This window comes from uncultured Merdimonas sp. (assembly GCF_963929015.1).
Classification (GTDB): domain Bacteria; phylum Bacillota; class Clostridia; order Lachnospirales; family Lachnospiraceae; genus Merdimonas.
This window is the reverse complement of sequence record NZ_CAWVHE010000007.1, coordinates 1-19,630: the sequence shown is the minus strand read 5'-3', so window position 1 is coordinate 19,630 and position 19,630 is coordinate 1. Positions and strand designations below refer to the sequence as shown.

Annotated in this window: 18 protein-coding genes and 1 tRNA gene; 3 read left to right on the top strand and 16 right to left on the bottom strand. The window is 49.0% G+C overall.

Annotation, left to right across the window (positions count from 1 at the left end; all coding sequences use genetic code 11):
- Positions 1-104: 104 nt before the first annotated feature.
- Positions 105-1,211 carry a chorismate synthase gene (gene aroC, locus ABGT54_RS04230; RefSeq protein WP_346662978.1) on the top strand — a complete coding sequence of 369 codons (1,107 nt, stop codon included), beginning with the start codon at positions 105-107 and terminating at the stop codon, positions 1,209-1,211.
- Here aroC and ABGT54_RS04225 read toward each other — a convergent pair.
- The 7 genes from ABGT54_RS04225 to ABGT54_RS04195 form a co-directional block, all read right to left on the bottom strand.
- A complete protein-coding gene (locus ABGT54_RS04225; RefSeq protein WP_346662977.1) occupies positions 1,202-2,869 on the bottom strand; it encodes a nucleoside kinase in 1,668 nt (555 codons plus the stop codon). The genes aroC and ABGT54_RS04225 overlap by 10 nt on opposite strands.
- A 37-nt stretch (positions 2,870-2,906) precedes the next feature.
- Entirely contained in the window at positions 2,907-3,680 is a 774-nt protein-coding gene (locus ABGT54_RS04220) for a Nif3-like dinuclear metal center hexameric protein (RefSeq protein WP_346662976.1), read from the bottom strand.
- Positions 3,677-4,417 carry a class I SAM-dependent methyltransferase gene (locus tag ABGT54_RS04215; RefSeq protein ID WP_346662975.1) on the bottom strand — a complete coding sequence of 247 codons (741 nt, stop codon included), beginning with the start codon at positions 4,415-4,417 and terminating at the stop codon, positions 3,677-3,679. The genes ABGT54_RS04220 and ABGT54_RS04215 overlap by 4 nt, the downstream gene beginning before the upstream one ends.
- 13 nt (positions 4,418-4,430) lie before the next feature.
- Entirely contained in the window at positions 4,431-5,555 is a 1,125-nt protein-coding gene (rpoD, locus tag ABGT54_RS04210) for an RNA polymerase sigma factor RpoD (RefSeq protein WP_346662974.1), read from the bottom strand.
- Between the two features lie 39 nt (positions 5,556-5,594).
- A complete protein-coding gene (dnaG, locus tag ABGT54_RS04205) occupies positions 5,595-7,364 on the bottom strand; it encodes a DNA primase (RefSeq protein ID WP_346662973.1) in 1,770 nt (589 codons plus the stop codon).
- 71 nt (positions 7,365-7,435) lie between these two features.
- Positions 7,436-8,443 (bottom strand): deoxyguanosinetriphosphate triphosphohydrolase, encoded by a 1,008-nt coding sequence (locus ABGT54_RS04200; protein ID WP_346662972.1) that lies wholly within the window; start codon positions 8,441-8,443, stop codon positions 7,436-7,438.
- Complete coding sequence (locus ABGT54_RS04195; protein WP_346662971.1) at positions 8,440-9,972, bottom strand: phosphate--AMP phosphotransferase; 1,533 nt, start codon at positions 9,970-9,972, stop codon at positions 8,440-8,442. Before ABGT54_RS04195 ends, ABGT54_RS04200 begins: the two co-directional genes overlap by 4 nt.
- A 93-nt stretch (positions 9,973-10,065) precedes the next feature.
- On the opposite strand from ABGT54_RS04195, the gene ABGT54_RS04190 reads away from it, so the two are divergent.
- Positions 10,066-10,149, top strand: a tRNA-Leu gene (locus tag ABGT54_RS04190).
- Between the two features lie 37 nt (positions 10,150-10,186).
- Here the strand turns inward: ABGT54_RS04190 and ABGT54_RS04185 are convergent.
- The 4 genes from ABGT54_RS04185 to ABGT54_RS04170 are packed head-to-tail and all read right to left on the bottom strand — an operon-like array spanning position 10,187 to position 14,186.
- The gene (locus ABGT54_RS04185; protein WP_346662970.1) at positions 10,187-10,738 is read right to left on the bottom strand and encodes a DUF5662 family protein; all 552 of its coding nucleotides are present in this window, start codon (positions 10,736-10,738) and stop codon (positions 10,187-10,189) included.
- A gap of 17 nt (positions 10,739-10,755) precedes the next feature.
- Positions 10,756-11,430: a TraX family protein gene (locus tag ABGT54_RS04180; RefSeq protein ID WP_346662969.1), complete on the bottom strand. Its 675-nt coding sequence runs from the start codon at positions 11,428-11,430 to the stop codon at positions 10,756-10,758.
- Positions 11,431-11,437: 7 nt separating this feature from the next.
- On the bottom strand, positions 11,438-13,135 hold the full coding sequence (locus ABGT54_RS04175) for an alpha-amylase family glycosyl hydrolase (RefSeq protein WP_346662968.1): 1,698 nt from the start codon (positions 13,133-13,135) through the stop codon (positions 11,438-11,440).
- Between the two features lie 37 nt (positions 13,136-13,172).
- The gene (locus ABGT54_RS04170) at positions 13,173-14,186 is read right to left on the bottom strand and encodes a sugar ABC transporter substrate-binding protein (RefSeq protein ID WP_346662967.1); all 1,014 of its coding nucleotides are present in this window, start codon (positions 14,184-14,186) and stop codon (positions 13,173-13,175) included.
- A gap of 142 nt (positions 14,187-14,328) precedes the next feature.
- On the opposite strand from ABGT54_RS04170, the gene ABGT54_RS04165 reads away from it, so the two are divergent.
- Entirely contained in the window at positions 14,329-14,616 is a 288-nt protein-coding gene (locus ABGT54_RS04165) for a DUF1292 domain-containing protein (protein WP_346662966.1), read from the top strand.
- On the opposite strand, the gene ABGT54_RS04160 is transcribed toward ABGT54_RS04165, so the two are convergent.
- The 5 genes from ABGT54_RS04160 to ABGT54_RS04140 all read right to left on the bottom strand — a co-directional run bounded on the left by ABGT54_RS04160 (position 14,602) and on the right by ABGT54_RS04140 (position 19,578).
- Positions 14,602-14,928 (bottom strand): 3'-5' exonuclease, encoded by a 327-nt coding sequence (locus ABGT54_RS04160; RefSeq protein ID WP_346662965.1) that lies wholly within the window; start codon positions 14,926-14,928, stop codon positions 14,602-14,604. The two genes, ABGT54_RS04165 and ABGT54_RS04160, sit on opposite strands and share 15 nt — an antisense overlap.
- A 100-nt stretch (positions 14,929-15,028) precedes the next feature.
- Complete coding sequence (locus ABGT54_RS04155; RefSeq protein ID WP_346662964.1) at positions 15,029-16,441, bottom strand: ATP-dependent helicase; 1,413 nt, start codon at positions 16,439-16,441, stop codon at positions 15,029-15,031.
- Between the two features lie 10 nt (positions 16,442-16,451).
- Positions 16,452-17,912: a glutamate--tRNA ligase gene (gene gltX, locus ABGT54_RS04150; protein ID WP_346662963.1), complete on the bottom strand. Its 1,461-nt coding sequence runs from the start codon at positions 17,910-17,912 to the stop codon at positions 16,452-16,454.
- Positions 17,909-18,388, bottom strand: a complete 480-nt coding sequence (locus ABGT54_RS04145; RefSeq protein WP_346662962.1) for a threonine/serine exporter family protein — start codon at positions 18,386-18,388, stop codon at positions 17,909-17,911. The genes gltX and ABGT54_RS04145 overlap by 4 nt, the downstream gene beginning before the upstream one ends.
- Entirely contained in the window at positions 18,385-19,578 is a 1,194-nt protein-coding gene (locus tag ABGT54_RS04140) for a GNAT family N-acetyltransferase (RefSeq protein ID WP_346662961.1), read from the bottom strand. The genes ABGT54_RS04145 and ABGT54_RS04140 overlap by 4 nt, the downstream gene beginning before the upstream one ends.
- Positions 19,579-19,630: the final 52 nt, after the last annotated feature.

Below are 19,630 nucleotides of genomic sequence, written 5' to 3'. Positions count from 1 at the left end.
AAAAAAATGAAGATTTACTGCCTTTTTTTAGCATTTTTTGATTGCAGGCCTGATTTCTTTTTTATATAATGTAAAATTATCAAAGAAAAGAAAGGGGTTCTGAAATGTCCGGATCAACAATTGGAACTTTATTTACTGTAACCACCTGGGGGGAATCCCACGGCCCTGCCCTGGGAGCCGTGATCAGCGGCTGTCCGGCAGGACTGTCACTTTGCGAAGAGGACATCCAGAAATATCTGGACCGCAGAAAGCCAGGTCAGAGCCGCTACACCACAAAAAGGCAGGAATCGGACACAGTCCAGATCCTCTCCGGGGTCTTTGAAGGAAAAACCACCGGCACTCCCATCTCTGTAGTCGTTTTCAATCAGGATCAGCGGTCCCGCGACTATGCCAGTATCAGGGATGTCTACCGGCCCGGCCATGCCGACTATCCTTATGACGCCAAATATGGATTCCGCGATTACCGGGGCGGCGGCCGTTCTTCCGGGCGGGAAACCATCGGGCGTGTGGCCGCCGGAGCTGTAGCCTGCAAACTCCTGCATTCACTTGGCGTTCAGCTGACCGCCTACACCCGGGCCATCGGGCCTGTAAGGATACCTGAAAAGGAAATCAAACTTACTGAAATTCCAGACAACAGTCTCTATATGCCAAGCAATCTTTACGCCGGGAAGGCCTCTGACTATCTGGAGTCCTGCATGTCAGAGGGAGACTCCTCCGGTGGGATCATCGAATGCCTGGTAAACGGCATCCCTGCCGGGCTTGGCGATCCTGTTTTTGATAAACTGGACGCGCTTCTTGCAAGAGCGGTCATGTCCATCGGCGCCGTAAAAGGCGTGGAAATTGGCGACGGCTTTGCGGTTGCGAATGCAAAAGGCAGTCAGAACAACGACTCCTTTTCCATTGAAAATGATCGCATATTCAAAACAAGCAACCATGCCGGCGGCATCCTTGGCGGCATCAGCGATGGAAGCCAGATCTTCATCCGCGCTGCGGTAAAGCCTACTCCTTCTATCACCAGAGAGCAGCAGACCGTTACCCGTGACAGAAAAAACACCACCATCGCCGTCCGGGGACGCCACGATCCGGTGATCGTCCCCAGGGCTGTGGTGGTGGTAGAATCTATGGCCGCAATTACCATTGCAGACGCCATGCTTCGTAATCTGCCTGCCAGACTTAACACTCTTCAGGAATTCTACTCCCGTCAGATCTGAAAACATCCGCCCCCGATGAATTCTCTAAGAAGAGAATTCGTCGGGACGGCTTCGCTTCCGATTCCCACGAAATAATCCAGAAATTTTAACAGCCGTTTTGCTTCTATGTACTCCGGTTCATCCCTTCCTATGGCAAACAGTCTTGCCTCCACATAGGGCTTTAAAACTGCCAGCTCATAGATCAGCGCGGAATTGAACATGACGTCTGCCTGCTCCTGAAACGGAAAAATATTCCGTTCTTCCCCTGCACGGACCGACGGCCACATGCGTATGGTGTCGCCGGCCAGGCTTCCTCTGGTCCTGGCGTCCCGCACAATCCTCCGAAGCAGTCTTCCATCCGTGGAAGGGATCCGGTTGTGTTCATCGATATTCAACTGTGTCAGCGCACTGATATAGATTTTAAATTTATTTTTATCCGCCAGCTGCTCTGTAAGCATGGGATTCAGGCAGTGAATACCTTCGATCACAAGCACATCATTTGCTCCCAGCTGCATTTTCGTCTTCCCGTACTCTTTGTGGCCGGTGACAAAATTAAACGTCGGAGTCATGACTTCTTTTCCCGCCAGCATCTGCTGCAGCTGCCGGTTAAACAACGCAATATCTACAGCCTGAAGACTTTCAAAATCATAATTGCCCTGTTCATCTCTGGGGTTTTCTTCCCGTTCCACGAAATAATTATCTACAGCAATAGGATGAGGCGTCATTCCGTTTACCCGAAGCTGCACAGACAGGCGATGAGAAAACGTGGTCTTCCCGGAAGAAGACGGACCGGCGATCAGCACAAATTTAATCTGCGGATCCGCAGCGATCCGGGCTGCGATCTGAGCAATCTTCTTTTCCTGCAAAGCTTCCTGCACAAGAACAATCTCGTTTACATTGCCACGGGTAATCTGATCGTTCAGATCTCCCACCGTTTCAATTCCCTGCATGTCGCCCCAGCGGGTGGATTCTTTTAATACCTGAAACAATTTATGCTGTGGTTCAAAAGGCGGCACCACCTTTGGCGCGCTCCTTACAGGCATCTGGATCACAAATCCCTCATCATACAGAAACAGTTTGAAATATTTCAGGTATCCGGTGCTAGGAACCATATAGCCGTAAAAATAGTCCTCAAATTCATTTATACTGTAAATGTTGACCTTAGATACCCGCCGGTATTCAAATAAATGCTCCTTATCATACATCTCATGCTGCCGAAACAAAGCGATCGCGTCATCGGTGTGAATGGACCGCTTCCGGATCGGAAGATCCAGAGCCACCATCTCTTCCATGCGGGCGCTCACCCGGTCCAGGAATTCCTGATCCACGCAGATATTCCCGGTAATGGTACAGTAATATCCTTTGCTGACAGAATAATGGATCCTGACTTTTTCAATATTTTCATGTCTGCCCACATCATAAATTGCTTTTACCAGCATCAGACTCATGCTTCGTTTATATGTCTTGTGTCCCACCTGTCCGGCCGTTGTCTCGAACACGAGCACGCAGTCCCCGGTCAGTTCCTTTCCCAGCTCCTGGAGTCTTCCGTCTGCCATGACCAGTACGATATCATCCGGGTAATCCTTCTGAAATTCTCTGGCAATCTCAAGATATGTGGTGCCTCCAGGATACTCCCGGATCACATCGCCGATCTGCACATGATACATTTCTCTTTCCATAGACCTCTCCTTACTGCCTTTTCCTGTTCTTCGATCCTCATAGCATTACAAAAGGATGTCTTTCCACATCTGCCACAACTGTCAGCTCCGGAAACCTCTGTTCCAGAAACTGTTTCAGATCCTTCACAAAAATGTGTTCTATGCCATAATGTCCCGCATCAATGATCGACAATCCCTGAGCTACGGCGTCAATCCCTCCATGGTGGCCGATATCGCCGGTAACCAGTACGTCTGCCCCCATGGACAGGGCCGGTTCGATCATGCTCTCTCCAGATCCGGGTGATATGGCTACGCGTCTGATCTTCCGGTCCGGCGATCCAAACACCTGTACCTGGGAAAGGTCAAACGCCCGTTTCACCACTTCACAATAATCCGCCAGAGATACCGGGCATGTAAGATCCGCAACCCTTCCGATCCCTGCAGGCCTCTGCGCTTCTCCGGTTACTTTCAGGATCTCCGGATCGGACAGCCCCAGGTACTCTGCGGCCAGAGTAGACATTCTCCCTACATCATAATTAGTATGCATGGCATAATATGCAGTATTTCTTTGTATCAGCGTCAACAGACGTTTCCCGATAAAATCCGCATCCGTCACCCTTCTAAGCGGAGAAAAGATCATGGGGTGATGAGTGATAAGAAGATCCGCGCCTTTTGCGGCTTCGATGACTTCTTCTGTAGCATCCAGCGCCAGGTAGATCTTCCGGACCTCGGTTTCAGAACTGCCGGCAAGAAGTCCTACATTATCCCATTCCAGTGCAAGACTTTTCGGAAAAACTTCCTCAATCTTATGTATAATCTCTCTGCATTTCATCGCCAGACTCCTCCTTTTCCCGGTTCTCTGTACACATCCTCATTTTCATAACAGGACAGAGCACTTTGCACCATCTGCCATTCCGCGCGAACCTGCGCTTCTCTTTCTCTTGCCGTCATACTGGTCTTGTGTCGTCCCAGCTGTTCCAGAATGCTTTCCCGTATCCGCTTTTCCCGCAGAAGATACCGAAACAAAACCGCATCCCGATTCTCCAGCAGTCTTTTCCCATAGAAGTATTCATACTCTTCGTAGTCTTCCCTCTGTCCGTAGACCGCCCGCATCACAGGATAAAACTTCCCGGCCTCTTCCACCATTCTTTCCTGCTCTATGTAATATCCGGACCGGTTCAGATATCTTCGCACTTTATCAATCTCCGACTGTGGCTGCAGGATAAAGGACCGCATCTCTCTAACGGTTTCCGGACTGTCCTCAAGAATATGGATCACCAGCGCACCACCCATGCCGGCGGCGATCAAAGTATCCGCTTCTCCTGGTCTTACTTCTCTTAAGCCGTCAGACTGTCTTAATTCAATCCGGTCTTTCAGCCCGTGCCCCACGATATGCATCCTCGCTCTTTCCAGGGGGCCTTTTTTGATATCCAGAGCAATCACTCTGGAAGCGATCCCTCCTTCCATTAAATAGATTGGTATGTAGCCGTGGTCAGTTCCCACATCTGCAACAGAGGCGCCCTCTGTCACAAGACCGGCAACTGCTCCAAGTCTTTTTGATAGTTCCATAGGCGCCTCTTTCTTAATCCAGATAATCTCTTAATTTTCTGCTGCGGCTGGGATGACGAAGCTTCCGAAGAGCTTTTGCCTCGATCTGACGGATACGCTCTCTTGTCACATCAAATTCTTTTCCCACTTCTTCCAGCGTTCTTGCCCGGCCGTCATTCATGCCAAACCGAAGCCTTAATACTTTCTGTTCTCTCTCTGTCAGGGTATCAAGCACCTCGTCCAGCTGTTCTTTCAGTAAGGTCTGTGCGGCCGCCTCTGCCGGCACCGGTACGTTATCATCCTGGATAAAATCTCCAAGATGGCTGTCTTCCTCTTCTCCAATCGGCGTCTCCAGGGACACCGGCTCCTGTGAGATCTTAAGGATCTCCCTGACTCTGTCAACCGGCATGTCCAGCTGTGCCGCGATCTCTTCCGGCGCAGGCTCCCGTCCCAGCTCCTGCAAAAGCTGTCTGGATACACGGATCAGCTTGTTGATCGTCTCCACCATATGAACGGGAATCCGGATAGTTCTTGCCTGATCCGCAATGGCACGGGTGATTGCCTGGCGGATCCACCAGGTCGCATAAGTACTGAATTTGAATCCTTTATGATAATCAAACTTTTCAACAGCCTTGATAAGTCCCAGATTTCCCTCCTGGATCAGATCAAGGAACAGCATCCCCCGTCCGACATAGCGCTTTGCGATACTGACAACCAGCCTAAGATTTGCCTCGGCCAGCCGCTTCTTCGCGTCCTCGTCCCCATCAGCCATCCGCTTTGCCAGATCCACTTCCTCGTCCGCAGTCAGAAGCGGCACTTTCCCGATTTCCTTCAGATACATACGGACCGGATCCTCGATGCTGATCCCGTCAGGTACTGACAGATCGATCTTCTCGATATCCACCTCATCTTCATCTGTAAGTACGATGTCCGAATCATCCAGGTCATCCAGATCATCCGGAGTATCCGCACTGATCCGCAGTACATCAATGTTGTTGGCTTCCAGATACTCAAACACCTTCTCCATCTGATCCGGTTCCAGTTCCATATCTGAAAAGAAATCATTGATTTCCTGGATCTCAAGGATACTTTTTTTCTTTTTCCCCGACGCTACCAGTTCTTTTAGTTTCTCCTCAAATTTTTTGATGTTTTCTTCCATGTAGTGCCCATCCTCTCATAGCTTGTTTATATTTTATCCTTAATTAATGGAAATATGCAGTTCCTTAAGCTCCTGCAGATTTCTCTTGGCCTCCATCAGACGCTGCAGCCCGCCCATATCAGTGGGATCCAGATGACTGCCGGCCTCTTCGATGCTGTGGTTTTTCACACGGATCAGCGTTTCTTTTAATGCCTTTTCTTTTTCACGCTCGGAAGTCAGTTCTTCGATCCTGGTATGAAAAAGGGACGCCACCTCCCGGTGTTCCTCTTCATTGGTGAAATGATTCATGATCCGTGCAGGATTCACTTCTCCCTGCCGATACTGCTCAAACAGGAGCCTGGCTGCTTCCCGGTACACTCCTTCCGAAAAATCTTCCGGAGAAAGGTACCGCTCAATCTGCCGGAATATCCGCTCATCCGACTGCAGCCAGGTAAGCAGGATCTTCTGGGATCTTAGGATCCCGTCCTCTTTCTCCTTCATTCCTGCCGGTTTCGGCCGTTTTGCCGGATTGGCAAGTCCGTCCCGGATCGCCATTTTCCCGACCAGCCTTCGGAGTTCTTCCACGCCTACGCGGTATTTTTCCGCCACAGCCTCAATGTAATTGCCGCGCTCGATCTCTTCTTCAAACCTCCCCAGTCTCCGGGCCGCTTCATTCATAAAAGCAGTTTTTCCCTCCGGAGATTTCAGGTCATACTCTCTTTCCAGCACTTCCAGACTGAACATAAATCCGTTCCGCGCTTTTTCTATCCGTTCTTCAAACGCAGCCGCGCCCAGATTTTTTATGAACTCATCGGGATCTTTGTAAGGCTCCATCCGAATGATACGGGCTGTGATGCCTGCATCCCTTAAGATAGGAAGCGCACGCAAAGCAGCCTTTGTACCTGCCTCATCACTGTCATAAGTCAGGTACACCTCCTGCACATACCTTCTGATCAGGGACGCATGTCCCGGCGTAAGCGAAGTGCCCAGTGACGCCACTGCATTTGTAAATCCTGCCTGGTGCAAAGAAATGACATCCATATATCCTTCGCAGAGAAGAAAATAGGATTTTCTGGTCGTCCTCGCCCGGTTCAGTCCGTATAGATTCCTGCTCTTGTCAAAGACAGGCGTCTCCGGAGAGTTCAGATATTTGGGTTTGGCATCTCCCATGACGCGCCCCCCAAATCCGATCACCCGGTTATTCGCATCCATGATCGGAAACATAACCCTGTTCCAGAACTTATCGTGAGGGCCTTGTTTTTCATCCATGGTGATCAGCCCTGACCGGGCCAGCATGTCGTCCTGATATCCCAGTGATTTCAGAAACTGATACAGACTGTTGCTGTATTTGCTGGAATACCCAAGTCCGAACGCCTTAATGGTCTCATCATCCAGCCGGCGCCCCTTCAGATACTTCATTGCCTGCTGCCCCTGCTCGCTTTTAAGCTGTACATAATAAAACTGCGCCGCTTTTTTCTGGATTTCCAGAAGGATCGCCTTTTCATCCGCTCTCCTGCGCTCTTCTGCAGAATATTCCGGCTTTGGGAGCTCTACTCCCGCCCTGTCTGCAAGATATTTCAGCGCTTCCACAAACGTAAAATTTTCATATTCCATCAAAAATGTAAATACGTTGCCTCCTGCCCCGCAGCCAAAGCAGTAATACATCTGCTTTTGTCTGCTGACCGAAAAAGACGGCGATTTTTCATTATGAAAAGGACAAAGCCCAAAATATGAACTTCCCTTCTTCTGCAGTTTCACATAAGAGGAGATCACATCTACAATATCGTTTCTGGATCTCACTTCTTCGATAATTTCATCGCTGTAATACATTTTAAACGCTCATTTCCCTTCGATGACAAATGCTCCCTTATATATAATTCGACAAAACCGTCTCATTTCCTTTAAATTTTCCAGGATTCCGGGATAAAATATTCTTCAAACTTTTTTACACAATACGTATCCGTCATGCCGGCAATATAATCACATACGATCTGCTCTTTTGATTCTCCGTCCGGACCGGCCATTTTTAAGAACTGTTCGGGAAGATATTCCGGATGGGCCTCATAAATTTCATAAAGGTTTTTAATCATATGGATGGCCTTTTTTTCCTCCCCTTTGGCCACCGGGTTCTGATACACACTTTCAAACAGAAATCTGCGAAGGTCCATCATGGCTTCTGACACTTCCGGCGACATCCGGATCTCCGGCTGTTCCATACTGGAAGTGATCACATCATGTACCATCGCATCCAGCCGCACCTTTGTGGAATCCCCAAGCACCTTACGGATCTTTCGGGGAATGTCTGTCTCTTTTAAGATGCCGCCCCGGATCGCATCGTCAATATCATGATTGATATAAGCGATCTTATCGGACAGCCGTACGATCTGTCCTTCCAGTGTATGCGGCGTCCCGCTTGTCTTGTGATTGCGGATGCCGTCTCTTACTTCCCATGTCAGATTCAGGCCCTCGCCCTGACGTTCCAGCCGTTCTACCACCCGCACGCTCTGCTCATTGTGCCGGAATCCAGAAGGACAGATCTGATCCAGCGCCCGCTCTCCTGCATGGCCAAAAGGCGTATGCCCCAGGTCATGGCCAAGGGCAATGGCCTCTGTCAGATCCTCGTTGAGGCGCAGCGCTTTTGCAATGGTTCTGGCATTCTGCGACACTTCCAGCGTATGCGTCAGTCTGGTTCTGTAATGATCTCCCTTTGGGAGAAGAAACACCTGAGTCTTCTGCTTCAGCCTGCGAAAAGCCTTGCAGTGCAGGATCCTGTCTCTGTCTCTTTGAAACACGGGGCGGATATCGCACTCTTCTTCCTTGCGCTCCCGACCGGCAGACCTGCTGCTTAACGCAGCGTATGGACTTAACAGCTGCGTCTCCCGGATTTCCATCTGCTCCCGTATTGTCATGATTTCTTTTCCTCCAGTTTTTTCTCAATCGCTTCCACTACGGTTTCCAACACTTTGATCCTGGCATAGTATTTACAGTTTCCCTCCACCACGATCCAGGGTGCATGTGGAGAAGACGTACGGATCAGCATTTCATTCACCGCTTCTTCGTACTGCTCCCATTTCTCCCGGTTTCTCCAGTCTTCATCTGTGATCTTCCACTGCTTTTCCGGATTCTCCTGCCGTTCCTTAAATCTTCTGGCCTGCTCATCCTTATCAATCTGCATCCAGAACTTCAGCACGATCGCTCCTGCCTCTGCCAGATCCCGCTCCATATCGTTGATTTCTTTATAGGCTCTTTGCCATTCCGCCTTACTGCAGAATCCTTCGATCCGTTCCACCATCACTCTTCCATACCAGGTCCGGTCGAAAATGGTCACATGTCCTGCCTTTGGCATATCCGTCCAGAAGCGCCACAGATAATGGTGTGCCTTTTCGATATCATTCGGAGACGCGGTGGGATGGACCACATATCCTCTGGGATCCATTTTCTGTGTCAGCCTTTTTATGGCGCCTCCCTTCCCTCCGGCATCCCATCCTTCAAATCCAAGGACCACAGGGATCCTGCGCCGGTACAGCTCTCCATGAAGCTTTTTCAGCTTTTTCTGGAGCTTCGGAAGCTTTTCTTTATATTCTTCCTTTGTATATGACAAGGTCAGATCCGCTTTGGTCAGAACAGACTCTTTTAACGCCTGTTCTTCCACAGATACAGAAGGCACACGATCCTCCATTTCCTTAACTGTCAGTTGACAGGACTGCGCCCTTCTGATAGTTTCCTCTGCTTCCTTAATCTTACTTTCCAGTACCTGTGTTACGATACTGTATATTTTTACTGTAGCAAACTTACGGTCCGTCGCTTCCACAATGTGCCAGGGCGCATAAGCAGAGTCTGTGCGTAAAAGCATCTCCTCATTCATCTCCTGGTATGTTCGGAAATGCCGGTTTCTTTCCAGATCCCCCTTACTGACCCTCCAGGCCGTTTCCCTGGAATCCAGAAGCTTGTCCAGACGTTTCTTCTGTTCTTTTTTATCAATAGCAAGAAAAATCTTAATGATGATCATCCCATCTGCAGTCAGCTGTTCTTCAAAGGAACAGATCGACCGGTACGCGCGTTCCACTTCTTCTTCGGTTGTATTTCCGTCAAACCGGTCAACCAGTACTTTCCGGTACCAGCTGCTGTCATAGATGGCGATCCGGCCTTTTGCCGGCATCTTTGTCCAGAACCTCCACAGGAAGGGATGCATCTTTTCTTCTTCCGTCTCGTTTTTCACCGGATAGACCTGAAACCCTCTGGGATCCAGACCCTGGATCAGTTCTGCGATCTGCACGCCTTTCCCCGCCGCTCCATAGCCTTCAAAAGCAATCATAACCGGAATCTTTCTTTCCTGGCACTCTCTTTGCAGCCTCCCAAGCTTTGGAGTCAGAATATCCATATATTTCCGGTATTCTTCTTTTTCCATCTTTTTCTCCAAATCCACTTTCTCAAGCATACAATCCCTCCTCCTTATGTTTTTTTAAAAAAGTGTTGACTTTTATTTTCTGTTATAGTATTATACTTTTCGGACAGTTTTTAAGTCCGGTTCGCGGAAGTGTCGGAACTGGCAGACGAGCAAGACTAAGGATCTTGTGGCATTCGTGCCGTGTGGGTTCAAGTCCCATCTTCCGCATCTGATATTTTAATGAAACCCTTGAAAGCACAGCTTTTCAAGGGTTTTTTCTATGCTTTTTCAAAATATTCTGTTTTATGTATCGGAAAGTATTCTCCTCTCCCGTATCTGCCAGCATCTGCAACAGGAAACGAAGAAGCGCAGCCGTATCCGGATGGATCATCTTGCCAAGCCGCGCCGCGCCCTGCTCATAATAAATCAGAGGATCCTGGTCTTTATAAACTTCTCCTTTGTAAGTCTTAGAAGCAGCTACACGGTCTATAAACATTTCCACCACATATTTAACCGGCATCTTCTGCCCGACAATCCCCTCGCCCGGGTCAGCGCTGTAATCAATCCAGTATTCGTAATGATGCTTGTTCCTCCCCTTATGGTGGAGCCAGGCCCTGGAATATCCGGTGGCTTCCCGCTCTGCATTATTGGGGCTTCGATTCCCCTGATAATACCTACATCCCACCAGAAATTCTGACGGAGAATATTTAGACAGGTCATGAAGAAGTCCCTGTCTGTACAGACCGACCCGGAAACATCCCTTCATAACCAGCCACTTGTGATGATTGATGGTTCGCAGGTGTGAAATTGCCTTCATATCCATCCGTCCTTTCCTCACTGCCATGATCCGGCAACCACTCTGCTGATCCCATAAAGCAGCAAAAGATGAGCCGGATAAAAAATATAAAAGAAATATTTCATCCGTCTTCCCGGTTTCCCGTTATAAAGAAGGATCGGAATGACAGATATAACGCCGTATCTCTGAATGACGCCCTGGTACAGAAAGTTCCAGAGTCCGCCTGCCGCAGCGGCAAAAACTCTTTGTTCCCGAAATACATAAAACATAAAGATCAGAAGGATCCCCCGATAGTTATAATCACTTCTCACGATCACAGAGAGCCACATGGCAAAAAGGACGATAACCACCTTCTCCGGCCAAAGAGCTGTCATGGACAAGAGTTTCATCATGCCAATACCTATCAGCAGGGTAAAAAATACATTCTGGTAATCTCCTTCCAGAAAAATACCCCGAAAAGCCAGGTCGTATGGTATTTCCGACAAAAGCGCAAACACTGCGAGCCGCGTCATATATCTGTATACATCATGGGTATGCCGGAAGCCTTCTACGATCAAAAAACAAAAAACAGGAAATGCAAGACGCCCCACATAACGAAACCACAGTTCTCCGGGAAACAGAACCGCCCCTGTGTGATCCACCGCCATCGACAGGATGGCAATACATTTCAGATGAAATCCATTCAGACAGGCGATTTTTTCCATCTTTTTCATTTACTATTTACCTTCCTACAAAAACAGCAATGGTCCTTGCCTGGATCTCTGTGATCCTCTGGTCTTCGACCTCCAGAGGTGTTTCCAGCACACCCTCGCCGGAAGAGACCGCCCGATACCATTTTTTCCCTTTTGGAAGAGCCGGCAGCGCAAAGGCATGTTCCAGCCAGTGCATATTATAAGCGATAAACAGACTCTCTTCCTGATCGTTCCTGTCCTTCCCGTTATAGAACACGCCCAGCTGTCTGCTGGATATTTCAACCGGGACTTTCCAGGCATTCTCTCCGTGATAAGACACATCCGGGACGCCTTTATTCCCATAGCTCATCCCTGTCATCTCTTTCTCCGGACAAAGAACCGGATGCCTTTTCCGAAACGCAATCAGTTCTTTTACAAACGCAGGCAGTTCCGGATGACTTTTCCATCCCGTCCAGTTCAGCCATCCCACCGGGTTATCCTGACAATATACATTGTTGTTGCCCATCTGGCTGTTTCCGAACTCGTCGCCGCCCAGAATGCAGGGAACCCCCTGTGAAGTGAGCAGCAAAAGGAAGGCGTTTCTCACCTGATTTTTCCGCAGTTCTGTCACCGCCTTCTTCCGGGAAGGACCTTCCGCCCCGCAGTTCCAGCTGTAATTATAATCAGGGCCATCCTGATTATCTTCCCCGTTTGCTTCATTGTGTTTTCCATCATAGGAAACCAGATCCTGAAGCGTAAAACCGCACTGTTCTGTGACTGCATTAAAATGGCCGTCTTTCTGTGACTGATGTTTCAGCCAGTAGATCACATCACGGACCATCCCTTCGTCTCCTTTCAGGAACCGGCGCATCACGGTCTGATAACCGGAATCGTGAGTCAGGATACGGGTTCCTTTCAGAAGAGGGTCGGCAAGGATTTCTTCCACAGGCGCCGTATATGGATTCAGGATAAATCCATCTACATGATATTCCAGGCAATAGTATCGAAGACACTCTGTCATGAGCTGTCCCTGCATATCGCCGGTAAAAGGCATCTCCAGGATAACTTCAATTCCGGACGTATGACAGGCTTTTACCATGTCTTTTAAAGATTTCCGTCCGTCTCCGCAGGCAGAATAAGCACTTTTGGGCGCAAAAAACCAGGCCGGACCATATCCCCAGTAATTGGTCTTTTCCCCGTTTTCTTCAAACTCATATACCGGCATGCAGTGGATCTGATTGATCCCGAGATCCACAAGATAAGGGATCTTTTCCACGACCCCTTCAAAAGTGCCCCGGTACTTTGCCAGAGAGGAAGAATGTCTGGTAAATCCACGGACATGGAGACTGTAGGAAACCACCAGATGCTCCGGCAGATGCAAAGGCCTGTCCCCTTCCCAGTCATATTCCTTCTCTCCCAGCACGCCCCGGATCTCATGCTTAGCCAGGCTCCTCTCTTTTCCCCAGGTTTCCCGTCCGGCAAGCGCGCGTGCAAGAGGATCTGTTACAATCTCATCCTCAATCCGGTAATTATATTCATAATTCTCCGGATCCAGTCCGGTCAGCTTCAGGAAACGCACTTCTCCAATAGACTCGTTCATCTCAAAGCACCGGATGGGTCTGTTCCTTCCCGCCTCATAAAGAAGCAGCTCACACCGCTTCCCTTCAGGAACTGCAATGGAGAAATTCACTTCTCCTTCCGAAACACTAACGCCAAGCGGTAATGGTTTTCCTTTCTCTGCTCTCATCTGTCTGCCCTCTCTGTTCCGTCATTTCGTATCTTTTCTACTGCCATCCGTCTACGCCATACATATCTACATTTTCTGCATCGATCATGAACACTTCTTCATAAATCTCTGTATCATAATCTTTTCCTTCCAGTATGTTGATCCCGGTCTGCGCGGCGGTCTTTCCCATGTTAATGGGAGACTGAGCCGCAGTTCCTGCAATCTGGTTTCCTGCCTTTTTCAGCTCTTTTTTAATATCCGGTGAACCGTCCACTCCATAGATGATCACCTGGTTTAACTCTGCAAGATTCGCCGCGGTCTTGGCGCCTACTGCCAGCTGGTCATTGCCGCACATCACGGCAGTCACATCAGGATACTCCTCAAAGATCTGTTTGGAAGCTTCCAGCGCTTTCTCAAATTCTCCATTGGTATCTTCCCTTGCAACAACCACAAATCCACTGTCTGCATCCGCCAGCGCCTCTTCAAATCCGGTGATGCGGTCATTGATGGAATTCTGGGTCGGACATTCTAAGATCGCAACAGTCCCTCCATCCGGACACTTTTCCACCAGATCCTGACCGCAGATATAGCCGGCCTCGTAGTTGTCCGATCCTACATAGGCGTCTACATACCCCATCTCTTTCACCTGCGTATCTACATTGATGATGGCAACGCCTGCTTCTTTCAGCGCTTCCAGCGAGGGCGTGATCTGCTCCCAGTCCACGGGGCAGACAAATACTGCGTCCACGCCTTCCCGGATCATTTCCTGTATCTGGGAAGCCTGAAGTTCCGGATCTGAAGCAGGATCCTTGGTAATCATCTGATAATCATGCTCCTCGATCACTTCCCGGATGGCAGCCTCAAGTGTGATGAAGTAAGGATTCTCCATATCAATGGCAGTAAAACCAAAGACATATGTATCTTCGCTTTCTTCGTCTCCATCCTCTGTCCCCTGCTCTTCTTCCGGCAGAGCATTGTCCTCCGGTGTTCCTACATTCTGTTTACATCCGGAAAAAAGAAACACACAGGCGAGTATTAACGCCAGGACCATATACATTCTTTTTTTTAACATCTCGATTCCTCCCTGTGCATCTGCCGCACATACTTATGGTTATTTTACACTATTTTCGATAAATTTACCACTCTTCATTCTTGCTTTTTCTCCGTTCCTTTGTTACATTAAGAGTATCTACAAAACAAAGGAGATTCATACCATGGATGAGTATATGACAGTCACACTGACTCTGGATAACGATGAAGTAGTGGAATGCGCCGTCCTCACCATCTTTTCCGCAGGCGAAAAGGATTATATCGCCCTTCTTCCCCTGGGAGCCGACGGCGAACCGCAGGATGGCGATGTATATCTTTACCGCTACATCGACCACGGCGAAGAAGAGCCGGAGCTTGAGAACATCGAGGATGACGACGAATACGAAGCCGTCGCTGATGCGTTTGACGAGTGGATGGACACCCAGGAGTTTGAAGACTTAGACGAGGAATAATTCCTCTGCGAAACGGGAAGGACGCTGTTCCTTTCCGTTTTTTTCTTTCACATAACTGATGGTCAGTTTCTTCCTGGCCCTTGTCATGGCCACATAGAAAAGCCTCCGCTCTTCTTCAATCTCTTCCGGTGTTTTTGCCTTTTTATAAGGAATGCACCCTTCGTTGGCATGGATCAGAAACACAGTATCGTATTCCAGCCCCTTCGCGCCATGGACCGTCATCAGCCGGATGCTGTTTTCGTCAGCCCCTTCCTGCTTCTGCGCTCCAAGCGCTTTCCGGTAATCTTCCACATGGGCAAACCAGCTTTCCAAATCTTTGTATTGCTTCGCGGCCTGCTGGATCTCATCCAGCGCCCCAAAAAGCTCCTCTTTATCCAGTCCTTTAAACTCTGCATACCCTTTCAGGAATTCATCATATCCTATGCTTTTGCGGATATACTGAATGGCTGCGAACGGCGTTTTCCCCGTTCAGCATCTTCATGTCCCACTCCCACTGGTCGATCCGGTCCATCATCCACTCTTTGTCACAGTAAAAGTTCCGGAGCGACTCATAGGAAATGTCCGGTTCCTTCATGGCGTCTCTCCCGATGTAGCGGTTGGGACGGTTTGCCACCTGCAGGAAATATTTCCTCTGCCGGTCTCCCATTGCCAGATGAAAATAACTGCTGATATCAACGGCAGTCATATGGTCATAGATATTGCGGATCTTCTCCCGCATGAAAAAAGGGATCTGATATTCCGTCAGTGTCTCGGATAAAGCCCTTGCGTCTACATTGGTCCGGTACAGGACCGCGATCCGGGAGGGACGGATGCTTTGCTCCAGCCGTTTTTTGATCTCCTCCGCCACATATCTGCTTTCTTCCAGTGGGTCTTTTACCTCCTGCACATGGACTGTTTCCCCGGTTCCCGCCAGAGCCCGGATCTTCTTATCATACCGGTTTTGGTTCCTTCCTATCACCCGGAGGGCGCTTTTTACAATATTACCGGTAGAACGGTAATTGATATCCAGAAGAACGGTTCTGGCCCCCGGATAATCCTTCATAAACTGCCGCATCACGCCGGGCCTGGCTCCCCGGAACCCATAGATGGACTGGTCGTCGTCTCCCACCACGAAGAGATTATCCTCCGGCGAAGCCAGCATACGGATCACGTCATACTGTACCTGATTGATATCCTGAAATTCATCCACCAGGATGTACCGGAATTTTTCCTGCCATTTTTTCAGGATATCCGGTCTTTGCAGGAAAAGATCCCTGCAGCGGATCAGCATATCTTCAAAATCGATCTTATGACAGCTGTCTTTTCTGGATTCATAGGCCTGGTAGATCTTAAGAAACCTGTCTTTTTCACAGGATGCCGGAGAAAAGGATTCTGCCGGGACCGCCTGATTCTTCAAAGAAGCGATCTCCTCTGCCAGTTCCCGAATCTGTTCTTTCTGTGATTCCGCTTCGCCCGTTTCTTCCCATCCGGCGTCCTCCATAGCCAGACGGATCAGTTCCGCCTTCTGGTCCTCCGGCAGAAGATCCATCTGCCGGATCCCGTATGCCCACTTCAGGATGCCATAATAGATCCCGTGAAAGGTGCCAAAGGTCACCGTTCCCTGCCCGGTTTTTTTCAGGGCGATGAAACGCTCCCTCATCTCCCTGGCTGCATACTTCGTAAAGGTAATGACCAGAATTTCTTCTGGCCTTACCTTATACGTCTGGATCAGATATTCAATTCTTTTTACAATGGTAAGAGTTTTCCCGGAACCGGGACCGGCAAGGACCATACAAGGTCCCCGGTGATGGGCGACCGCCTCTGTCTGAGCCTGATTTAAACTCATGAAATTCCCCTTACTTTGTCAATAATTCAATGCCTTTGCGGATCCGTCTAAGAGACTCTTCTTTTCCAAGGATCTCCATGATCTCTGTCGCGCCGCCCGGCGTATTCTGTTTGCCGGACACAGCGGTCCGCACCGGCCACATTACAAATCCTGTCTTTACCCCTGTCTCATCCACATATCCTTTCAGAAGTTCAAACAACGCGTCGTTGCTGAAGTCTTCCTGGTTTTCCAGAAGCGGCAGGACATCCTGCAATACCTTCAGAGAATTTTCCTCATTGGTCTTCATCTTTTTATGACAGTACATGGACACGTCATAATCCGGCAGTTCTTCAAAAAAGTCGATCTGTTCGGTAATATCCGGGAAGATCTCAATCCTGGTCTTTACCAGCGCCGCGATTTTCTTCAGATCACAGTCTCTTTTTACTACAGCTTTGATGTAAGGCTCTGCCATTTCGTAGAAACGGTCAAAATCCATGGCTTTCAGATATTCGCCGTTCATCCATTTCAGTTTCACAATATCAAAGACAGCCGGAGACTTGCTCATGTGGCGGTAGTCAAATTCTTTCACCAGTTCTTCCAGAGAAAAGATCTCTTTTGTTCCTTCCGGACACCAGCCAAGCAAAGCCACATAGTTTACCACTGCTTCTGTTACAAATCCCTGCTCGATCAGATCTTCATAGGAAGAATGTCCGCAGCGCTTACTCAGTTTCTTGTGAGTCTCATCGGTGATCAGCGGACAGTGTACATAAACCGGCACTTCCCAGCCGAACGCCTCATAGATCTTGTTGTACTTGGGCGCGGAGGACAGGTATTCATTTCCCCGCACCACATGGGTGATGCCCATCAGGTGATCGTCAATAACATTGGCAAAATTATAGGTCGGATATCCGTCGGACTTGATCAGGATCAGATCCTCCAGTTCATTGTTGGGAACCGTGATGTCTCCGTAGATCTCGTCGTGAAAAGTGGTCTCTCCTTCTGTCGGCATGTTAAAACGGATTACATAGGGCTTGCCTGCCGCCAGATTTGCCTCTACTTCTTCTTTGGAAAGTCCCAGACAGTGTTTGTCATATACTACAATCTCCGGGCCTTCTCCGTCCGCCACCTTTGTTTTCAGGGAATCCAGACGTTCTTTGTCGCAGAAGCAGTAATAGGCATTTCCCTGTTCGATCAGCTGCTTTGCGTATTCCAGATACAGGCCGGACTGATTTCGCTCACTCTGTACATAAGGTCCCACGCCGCCGTCTTTGTCCGGTCCCTCATCATGAACGAGTCCTGTCTCTTCCAGCGTATGATAGATGATATCCAGAGCCCCTTCCATGAAACGCTCCTGATCGGTATCCTCAATCCGGAGAATGAAGTCTCCTCCCTCGTGCTTTGCGATCAGATACGCGTACAGCGCTGTTCTTAAATTTCCCACATGCATCCGTCCTGTCGGACTGGGCGCAAATCTTGTTCTTACTCTTTTCATTGTTTCTCTCCTGTTCTCATCTTTTCTGTTTTTCTATTTCTCCAATACTGTCCCTGAAAGACCTCTCTTGGAATGGAAACCACAAATGCTATGCCAAGGACGATCGCAAAGGCGATCTTCAGAGCCCCCAGCCCTCTTTCCCCTGCCAGAGCAATCTGGTCGGTCACAAGGTAATAGGCCGTATAATAAACACCGGCTCCCGGCACCAGAGGAAAGATACCGGATATCAGGAATACCGTGATCGGGCACTTCATCCGCACAGTCAGCATCCTGGATATAAACACCACCACAAACGCTCCGACAAAAGACGCGATCGCAGCGGAAGCAAAATGCAAAATAGAAATATATGCCAGCCATCCTGCCGTTCCGGTCAGTCCTCCTGCCAGATAATATTTTCTCGGGACATTAAACAGTACGGCAAAAGCAACCGTTCCAAGAAACGGACAGATCAGGTTCGCGACTGCATTTCCCATCATACTGCTATCCCTCCGATCATATTATTATAAATGCTAAGCATCGTACCGACGCCGACCGCAATGTACACAAATACCATCAGGGCGTCGATCATCCGCACGGTACCCGACAAAAAGTCACTGTTCGCAATATCCCGGATCGCGTTGGTAAACGCAAGCCCAGGCACCAGAGGCATGATCGCGCCCACGATCATACCATCCAGCCTTGCGACTCCAAAAGCCGGTATGTGCAGCGCAAGAACCGCCAGCAAAGTGATCAGCGCGCCGCCCACGATATTTACGATAATCTTTGACATGTGCAGCTTCTTTGCAAATAATACCCAGAGATACAACAGACATCCGATCCCAAACGCGACAAGGCTTTCGTTCACTGATGCGCCCAGAAGGTATCCGAACGCCGCACTGCCCACGCCGGCTGCAAGGACCTGAAAATATCCTTTTTTCGGCGGGATCTTTTCAATCTGCCGCAATTTCTCCCACGCCTCATCGATTCCAATCTTCCCTGCGCTGATCTCTCTGGAAAGCGCATTGACTTCGGTGACGATTCCCAGATGCGCGCCGGAAAGTGGAACATTCTTTACTTTTGTATAAACTTCATTCATTCCTTTTTCCGCCGTAATAAAAATGGCATGACTCAAAGTAAAGGTATCCACGTAATCCACATGAAATTTCTTGCAGATCCGATCCATGGTCTCTTCCACACGAAAGATCTCGGCTCCGTTCTTTAACAGGATACGGCCCGCCTCTACCGCCAGATCCACCACCTTCTTGACGTCCAGTTCTGAATCCAGCTTCTTTTTCAGATAGATCATGTCCGTCAGGCGGATCCCGTTTTCATAAATAGGTTCCTTATAGTTATCTACAAAGAAATTTGCCACAATATGGGAATTCACAAACCCGCAGGCATGATAAAATCCCAGGGTGTCCGGACTGTTGCCGGTTCCCACATACATCAGATCATACCGGCCGCTGTAATGTTCGCACAGGAAATGGATCATGTACCTGCCATATCCTTTGCGCTGTTCTTCTGGTATGGTGGATAGATTTTTCAACTCACACTTCCCGCCGCCAAGATCCGTCACCACAGCAGCCGTGACCGCCCGTCCCTGATCGTAGAGCACATACATCTCGCCCTGATCCAGGTATCTGTCAATCATACTTTCCTGCGGATCGGCCAGAAGCAGCATTTCCATATAGTCTCTTTTTTTATCTGTGATCCGCTCAATATAACACGCGATCTAGTGT